Origin of the sequence: Streptomyces sp. NPDC048417, assembly GCF_040651615.1 — a bacterium.
Taxonomy (GTDB): Bacteria; Actinomycetota; Actinomycetes; order Streptomycetales; family Streptomycetaceae; genus Streptomyces.
The window spans coordinates 1-7548 of the sequence record NZ_JBEZKI010000077.1; the positions used below are offsets into that span (position 1 = coordinate 1).

At 66.6% G+C, this 7548-nt stretch carries 4 protein-coding genes and 1 pseudogene; 2 read left to right on the plus strand and 3 right to left on the minus strand.

All coding sequences use genetic code 11. The features are described 5' to 3' along the window. A pseudogene (locus AB0D59_RS50955) lies at nucleotides 1-323 on the plus strand (hypothetical protein); the annotation flags it as partial. 6 nt (nucleotides 324-329) lie between these two features. Then, nucleotides 330-2771: a CRISPR-associated helicase Cas3' gene (gene cas3, locus AB0D59_RS50960; protein WP_362580017.1), complete on the plus strand. Its 2442-nt coding sequence runs from the start codon at nucleotides 330-332 to the stop codon at nucleotides 2769-2771. 1295 nt (nucleotides 2772-4066) lie between these two features. Here cas3 and AB0D59_RS50965 read toward each other — a convergent pair. From AB0D59_RS50965 to AB0D59_RS50975, 3 genes are all read right to left on the minus strand, one after another. Further along, nucleotides 4067-4363, minus strand: coding sequence for a hypothetical protein (locus tag AB0D59_RS50965; protein WP_362580019.1), 297 nt, complete (start codon nucleotides 4361-4363; stop codon nucleotides 4067-4069). An 865-nt stretch (nucleotides 4364-5228) separates the two neighbouring features. Continuing rightward, nucleotides 5229-6113 (minus strand): aminoglycoside phosphotransferase family protein, encoded by an 885-nt coding sequence (locus tag AB0D59_RS50970; protein WP_362580022.1) that lies wholly within the window; start codon nucleotides 6111-6113, stop codon nucleotides 5229-5231. A 42-nt stretch (nucleotides 6114-6155) separates the two neighbouring features. Continuing rightward, nucleotides 6156-7250 carry an IS630 family transposase gene (locus AB0D59_RS50975; protein ID WP_362580025.1) on the minus strand — a complete coding sequence of 365 codons (1095 nt, stop codon included), beginning with the start codon at nucleotides 7248-7250 and terminating at the stop codon, nucleotides 6156-6158. Between the last annotated feature and the right edge of the window lie 298 nt (nucleotides 7251-7548).

The following is a 7548-nucleotide window of genomic DNA, read 5'->3' on the forward strand; positions in this document are numbered from 1 at the left end:
GCGGCATCCTGCGCCGGCCAGCCTGGCCGCTCCGCCTGGGCCGCAGCCAGGACCTCGCTGGCCTGCGCATGGACACCACCGAACTCACCTGCGAGGAGGGGGTGCAGCGCGGTGCGGTGGTTGAGGAGGCACCCGGCCTGGGCGGTACCGCGCTGCGTCTGCCCACCGCGATCCGCCTGGACCGCACCCGCACCATCTGGGGCACCTACCGCCACGACCCCAGCGGCACCACGACGAACACGGTTCCCGGCAGCTACCGCACCCCCACGGGGCAGGCGGTCAGCCTGCTCCCGCCCACGCATCCCGCCACCGCGGAGGCCTAGCACTACATGGCGCCACCCACACCACCGCCGTCTAAGCCGCCGACAAGGGCGCCGGCAGACCAGCCGGCTCCAGCAGACGCGTGTGTACTGCACGCGGTCCTGGCCAAGAGCGCCCAGTACGGGCGGCGGCCCGAACGGCTGACCGCCCACCTGCGCGCGGCCCTGGAAGCAGCCGACCTGGTGGCCCGGCGCACCGGACGGATAGCCACGGCCGCCGGCATCCTGCCCGGATTCTGGGACGCGGTGTGCCTGGCCGATCTGCTGCACGACGCGGGCAAGATCCCACCCGGCTTCCAGCAGATGCTCACCGGCGGCCCCGTCTGGGGCGAACGGCACGAGGTACTCTCCTTGGCCTTCACCCCCCTGATAGCGGATGCGGAGCTGCGCGCCTGGGTGGCGGCCGGAATCGCCACCCATCACCGGCCGCTGACGAACTCCCCCCGCTCACTTGCCGCCCTGTACGGCACGGCGCCGCTTGCCGAGTGGCGGACCCGGTTCGCGCCGCTCGACCAAGCCATGGCCGACGAGCTCGCCGCATGGCTGTACCAGACCGCCGATGTGGCCGGACTGCCCGTCAAGTCGCTGCCGGCCGGCAGCGACTGGATCGCCCAAGCACACACGGAGCTCGGCGCGCTGCTGGACCGCTTCGAATACGGGACCGACAAGGATGAGGGCCTCGTGGCGGTGCTGCTGCAGGGCGCCGTCACGATGGCGGATCATCTGTCCTCCGCCCATGCCCGGCCCCATCTCGTGCAGCCCATGGGCCCGGCTTTCGCCGCCCGGCTGGAAAACACGATCAAGGCCAAAGGGTACACCCTGCGCCCACACCAGCAGCGCGCCGCCGCAATCGACGGCCACCTGCTGCTGCGCTCGCGCACCGGCAGCGGCAAGACCGAGGCCTCCTGGCTGTGGGCCTGCCGGCAGACCGCCACCATGCAGACGGCCGGTCAGGGGGTGCCGCGCGTCTTCTACACCCTGCCCTACCTGGCGTCGATCAACGCCAACGCCGACCGCACCGCCCGGGAACTCGGAGCACCGGAACTGGTCGGTGTGGCACACGGTCGGGCGGCCGCCTACCACCTGGCAAACGCCGCCTGCCCCGAGGACGGTGACGAGAAGCGGGTGAGTGCCGCGCGCAAGGCCGTTGCCCGGCAGGCCGCCACCCGCCTGTTCACCGAAACCGTCAGGATCACCACCCCGTACCAGCTGCTGCGCGCCGCCCTCGTCGGCCCCGCCCACGCCTCACTGCTCGTGGACGCGGCGAACTCGGTGTTCATCATGGACGAGCTGCACGCCTACGACACCAAACGCCTCGGCTACATCCTGGCCATGATGGGCCTGCTCGAACACCTCGGCGGCCGCTTCGCCATCCTCTCCGCGACCCTGCCCGACGCCCTCGCCGACCTGATCACCGACACCCTCACCCAGACCGTCACCCGCACCGACGACGCCGACAGCCACCCACCGGCAAGACACCGCATCCGCACCCGCCCCCACCACCTCACCGACCCCGCCGCCGTCACCGAAATCACCGACCGTCTGCATCGGGGCGAGTCCGTCCTGGTCATCGCCAACAACATCCGCCAGGCCCAGCAGCTCTACGACCAGCTCGCCCCCAAGGCGCGCGCCCTGCACGGGCCGGAGGCGGCGACCATGCTGCACTCCCGCTACAAGCGCCGCGACCGCGCCCGCCTCGAGCAGCACATCACCGCCCGGTACAGCACCGACCGCACGCGCGCAGGCCGGCGGCTACCTGGCCTGGTCGTCTCCACGCAGGTCCTCGAGGTCTCCATGGACGTCGACTTCGACGTGCTGTTCACCGCCGCCGCCGACCTCGAAGCCCTCGCCCAACGCTTCGGCCGGGCCAACCGCATCGCCGCCAGACCCCCAGCCGACGTGATCGTGCACTCAGCCCGGTACAGCCCGCGCAACAACGCCCTCGGGCAGTGGTTCGCCGACGGCATCTACCCCCAAGCCCCCACCCAGGCCGCCTGGCGCATCCTCACCGCCCACGACGCACAACCCATCGACGAAAACGAGATCACCGAATGGCTCAACACCATCTACGCCACCCCCTGGGGCACCACCTGGCGGGAGGAAGTCCTCCACCACCGGGATCAGTTCGCAGCCACGTTCCTCAACTTCACCCACCCCTACGACGACCGCACCGACCTCGCCCAACGATTCGACGAACTCTTCGACGGAACCGAAGCCATCCTCATCGACGACCGCACCGCGTATGCCGCCGCACTCGACCAAGCCGACGGCCGCCCCGGCCGGCTCCTCGCCGACGACTACCTCATCCCCCTCCCCGCCAGCACCGCCCCACGAGCCCACTACGACAAAGACCTCAAGGTCCACGTCATCGACGGCCAGTACACCAGCGAACACGGGCTGAAAGCCGTAAGAGACCCCGGCACCACCTACCGGCCCACAGAAACCGCCTGACCCGACGCCATCACTCATCAGCCCTGAAGGATCACAACGTCGCCACGCCATCCTCGAAGCGCAGCGGGCCTCGATTCATCATCAGCCCAGAAGGGTTCGCAATACGTCCGTCGCGGCGTCTGTCGCAAACGCCCATAGGCCGTCATCAGCGCAAAAGGGCTCGTAACCCGACCGGCAGAACGGGGATGCCGCGCGCGTTGATGTCGTCATCAGCCCAGCAAGGTTCGCAAAGTGTCACAGTACATGCCGACCCGGTGGGTGGGCAGCATGTCATGAGCGCAGGAGGGATCGCAACATGTGGTGCGCCTCGGTGCTGTTTTCAGGATCGCGGCTCGTCATAAGCCCAGAAGGGTTCGCAACATCGCCTTTGTGTCGCCCAGCATGCGTGCAAGCGCCGTCGTCATCAGCCCAGAAGGGATCACAACATCGCGTCCGTCATCGCAATGGCCGGTGACCGGGTCGTCGTCATAAGCCCGGAAGGGTTCGCAACACGTAGTCCTTGCCTCGGGTTATATCGGCAGCCGACTTGTCATCATCCCAAGAGGGTTCGCAACTTGTTTCCCGGTGCGGGCAGCAGCAATCCGACAGATATCGTCATCAGCCCAAGAGGGATTGCAACACGTGGCGGATAGTATGCTCGAATAGCGGGGCCAACCCATGTCGTCATTACCCCAAGAAGGTTCAAAATTCCCACACGTCATACTCGACCGGAGTCCCCGGCGTGGTCATTGTTAGCCCAAGAGGGATTGCAACCGCATGATGTCCCGCCCGCCACCTTGGCCCAGGAGGGGTCGCAACAGATTGGGCACGGACCAGCCCGTGGCCTGAGTGGCGTTAGTCATCAGCCCAGGAGGGATCGCAACCCATCATCGTTGATGTCGATAAGGAGCTGGTCCGCGATCGTCATCAGCCCAGGAGGGTTTGTCACGAGCCCAGAAGGGTTCGCAACTTATAAGGTGATCGTCACCTCGCCGTGCGCGTGGTCTGTCGTCATCAGCCCAAAAGGGTTCGCAATCAGCGCCCCTGACGGCCGCCGAGCACAACCAAGTGCGTCGTCATTAGCCCAGTAGGGTTCGCAACGCCATCGCGGTCGTCTCGACGACGTTGAGTCTCCAGTCGTCATCAACCCAGAAGGGTTCACAACACGCAGACCGGATCGCCGGTGAGAACATCACGCCCGGTAGGCATCGGCCCAGAAGGGCTCGCAACGACGGGGTGTTTACCACGAGCTGATCCTCGTCCCATCCTCATCAGCCCAGGAGGGCTCGCAATGCGGCCTGAGCTATGGTCGAGGGTCAGCGAGCGCAGTTGTTGCGGTTCGCATCGCCAGGCATCTCCTCACCGAAGCCACCTGGCCGAGACTGGCGCCATTCCTCGACCGCCCGACCCAGCAGGTCGCCGATCAGATCACCGAGGTACCACCCCTTCTCGTACGCCGTACGTCGCAGGTCTTCACGCTCGGCTTCGGCTAGGGTGATGAACTCCGGGCGCGCCTGATCTTGTTGGTAACCGCAGCACAGCACACGCATATAGTGGCTCTTGGACGGCTTGATCTCTCGTGACTCCCACGGCGGATAGGGATAGCTCTCCATCCCTTCCTCGCACCGTTGGACTTCTCCATGCTTCTCACGACGCAACCATGGAGTGCGCTTTCGCCCGTAGTGGTGCTCGAACCACTGACGCCGAGCCGGATCTCGTATCTCACGCTGTACCTGGGCTACACGGTCGTTGATCCCCTCGATGGCTTTATCCACGAGCTTCGACAGCAGATGTTCAGCTCGATGGGAGGCACTCGTTTTTGCCCGGGGGCGATGTTCACGAGATTGGACAGCACCCGCAGACGCCCCGAGTCGATCGTGACGTAGAGCCGTCATACGCCTTGGTAGCGGCCGAGTGACGGCTGGACGTCACTGAGGGCTCCGCTGCCCGGGCCGCCCGACGGCGCCACGCTCTCGATCGGCACCGCCCAGAGCAATACAGCGTGTCGCATCGTCGGCCCCCGCCCGCAAATGTGAGCTGGCCGCAGACTGGGCAGGTCAGCTGCCTGATCACGCCAGAATCGCCGTTCCACCCCGCCTCGCCGAGCAGGGGGTCCGTACTGGAACATTGGAACGAAAACCGGCGTCTGTACGCCGGGCCGGAGGGATCGACCCCCCGGCCCTCACGTATGTCTCGGACAGGGTCCTATCCCGCGCCTCGGGCGGGGCCTTGAGGCAGTGGCGCTCGTCATGGCTTCTTTACAAAGCGCGGACGAGCGCTGGTCGACTGCCCGACTCTCATCCACTAGTGTCCTGAGTCGTTAGTTCGCTTGCGGTTGTAGAGTGGGGCGGTGCCTGGTCCGAAGCCGTTGCCGCTGGAGTTGTCCGATCACGAACACCGGGTGCTGCGGGGCTGGTTGCACAGGCAGACCGCCTCTCAGGCGGTGGCCCCGGCGGGTCCACGCGCCCCTATGACCCCTCAGCCTCGATCAGCGAGGATCTCTGAGAGCACGCGTCGCGCGTTACGGGCGTCAGCGCCGTCCTCGCCCAGGCTGTTGGCGCACGAGACGAGCGTCTTCCACAGCGCCCAGCCGCGTCCGCGCGCCCACGTCGCATCGTCGACGCCCAGCCGCTTCCGGAACAAGCTGCGGCCGTCGGCCGAAAGCAAGTTCCACGCGATCGCGAGGTCGCAAGCGGGGTCCCCCACGCCACACGTACCGAAGTCAACGACGGCGGCGAGCTGTCCGTCCTCAAGGAGCAGGTTTCCCTGGGCAAGGTCGCCGTGGAACCAGACGTCGACCCCGTCCCACTGCGCCTCGAGCGCCTGAGCCCACAACTCGCGTGCCAGCGCGACGTCGATGTGGCCGCGCAGCTCGTCCAGCGCACCGAGCGCCTGCTCCTCGTAGGTCCGCAGCGTTGCTCCACGAAACCAGTTGTGCTTGCCAGGCTGTGGCCCCTCCGAGGCATCGATGCTCTGCAACGCGGCGACGAAGTTGGCCAGCTCCTCGGCGAAGCGGATCGGATCGACAACGGACTCGAACGTCGCGGGCGTGCCGTCGATCCACCCGTAGACCGACCACGCGAACGGGTAGGTCGCACCACGACTCCCCTTCGCCAGCGGTACCGGGATCGGCAGCGGGAGAGCGGGTGCCAGCTCGGGTAGCCAACGGTGCTCCTTCTCCACGGCCAAGGCGTACTCCTCCGCGCTGGGCAGGCGGAGCAACATGTTGTCGCCCAAGTGGAAGGTCCGGTTGTCCCAGCCGCCGTTCTCCACAGCAGTCACAGGTAGTGCGGCCCATTGTGGGAACTGTTCGGCCACGAGCCGCCCTGCCTGTTCGGCACTGATGGTGACCCGCTGGGGCATGGGCCCAAGATCTGGAACATCGTTCAACAGGTACACCCTTGTCTAGGATTTTTGTCCTGAGTTGTTAATTCGTGTGCAGTACGCGGCGAGGGTGTCGAGGATGTCGTCGGCGGTCTTCGTCCAGACGAACGGCCTGGGGTTCTTGTTCCACTCGTTGATCCAGCCGCGGATGTCCCGTTCCAGTTCGACGACACTGCGGTGGGCCGAGCGGCGGAGTTTGCGGCAGGTCAGCTCGGCGAACCAGCGCTCGACGAGGTTGAGCCAGGACGCCGAGGTGGGAGTGAAGTGCAGATGGAAGCGGGGATGCCGGAGAAGCCACTTCTTGACCGGCTCGGTCTTGTGGGTGGCGTAGTTGTCCAGGACCAGGTGGAGTTCGAGGTGCTGGGGGACGGCGGCGTCGATGACCTTCAGGAAGCGGAGGAATTCCTGGTGGCGGTGGCGGCGGTAGTGCTGGGCGATGACCGAGCCGGAGGCGATGTCCAGGGCGGCGAACAGGCTGGTCGTGCCGTGCCGGACGTAGTCGTGCGTCATCCTTGCCGGTGTGGCCGGCGCCATCGGGAGCACGGGCTGGGTCCGGTCCAGCGCCTGTATCTGTGACTTCTCGTCCACCGCCAGGACCAGGGCGTTCTCCGGTGGCGACAAGTAAATGCCTACCAAGTCGCGGACCTTGGTCACGAACTGCGGGTCGGTCGACAGCTTCCACGTCTCCACGATGTGCGGCTTGAGGGCGAACGCCCGCCAGATCCGGGAGACGGCCGACTGCGACATGCCCGCCGCCTCGGCCATCGAACGCGTCGACCAGTGCGAATCACCCGTCGGCGGCGTCTGGCCGAGCGTCCTGGCGACCAGGGCCTCGACCTGCTCGTCCGTGATCTTCCGTGGCGCCCCCGAACGTGGCCGGTCCACTAGGCCCTCCAGCCGGTCCGCCACGAACCGGGACCGCCACTTACGCACCGTCTCCCGTGAGACGCCCAGGTCATCCGCGACCCGCGCGTTCGAGAGGCCCTCCGTGCACGCCAGCACGATTCTCGACCGCAGCACCAGCGCCTGAGAGGCGGTCTGCTTGCGCAACCAGCCCCGCAGCACCCAGTGTTCGTGATCGGACAACTCCAGCGGCAACGGCTTCGGACCAGGCACCGCCCCACTCTACAACCGCAAGCGAACTAACGACTCAGGACACTAGGTGAGCGGGTTCGGGGTGACCCCAATCGCGGACGGAATTGTCGGGTTAAGGTTCTCCCCTCGAAGAGGCTGGTCCGCGACGAACTTGGCGGCGTCTTCGCCGGGATATCCGATGTGCCCACAGGCGGGCACGTTCCAGTTCTTCAATCGGCAGGCATCTAGTAGGGCTCCGTTAGGTTGCTCTGGCTCTTGGGTTTGGGCTGGTGGCGGATGTTCTGGGCAGGGAGCGGTGGCAGGTGGTGCAGGTGCCGGT

Bases quoted from the DNA above. Each gene is read 5' to 3' on its own strand.
- cas3 (WP_362580017.1), top strand. From the start codon at position 330: ATGGCGCCACCCACACCACCGCCGTCTAAGCCGCCGACAAGGGCGCCG.
- AB0D59_RS50965 (WP_362580019.1), bottom strand. From the start codon at position 4,363: ATGGAGAGCTATCCCTATCCGCCGTGGGAGTCACGAGAGATCAAGCCG.
- AB0D59_RS50970 (WP_362580022.1), bottom strand. From the start codon at position 6,113: ATGCCCCAGCGGGTCACCATCAGTGCCGAACAGGCAGGGCGGCTCGTG.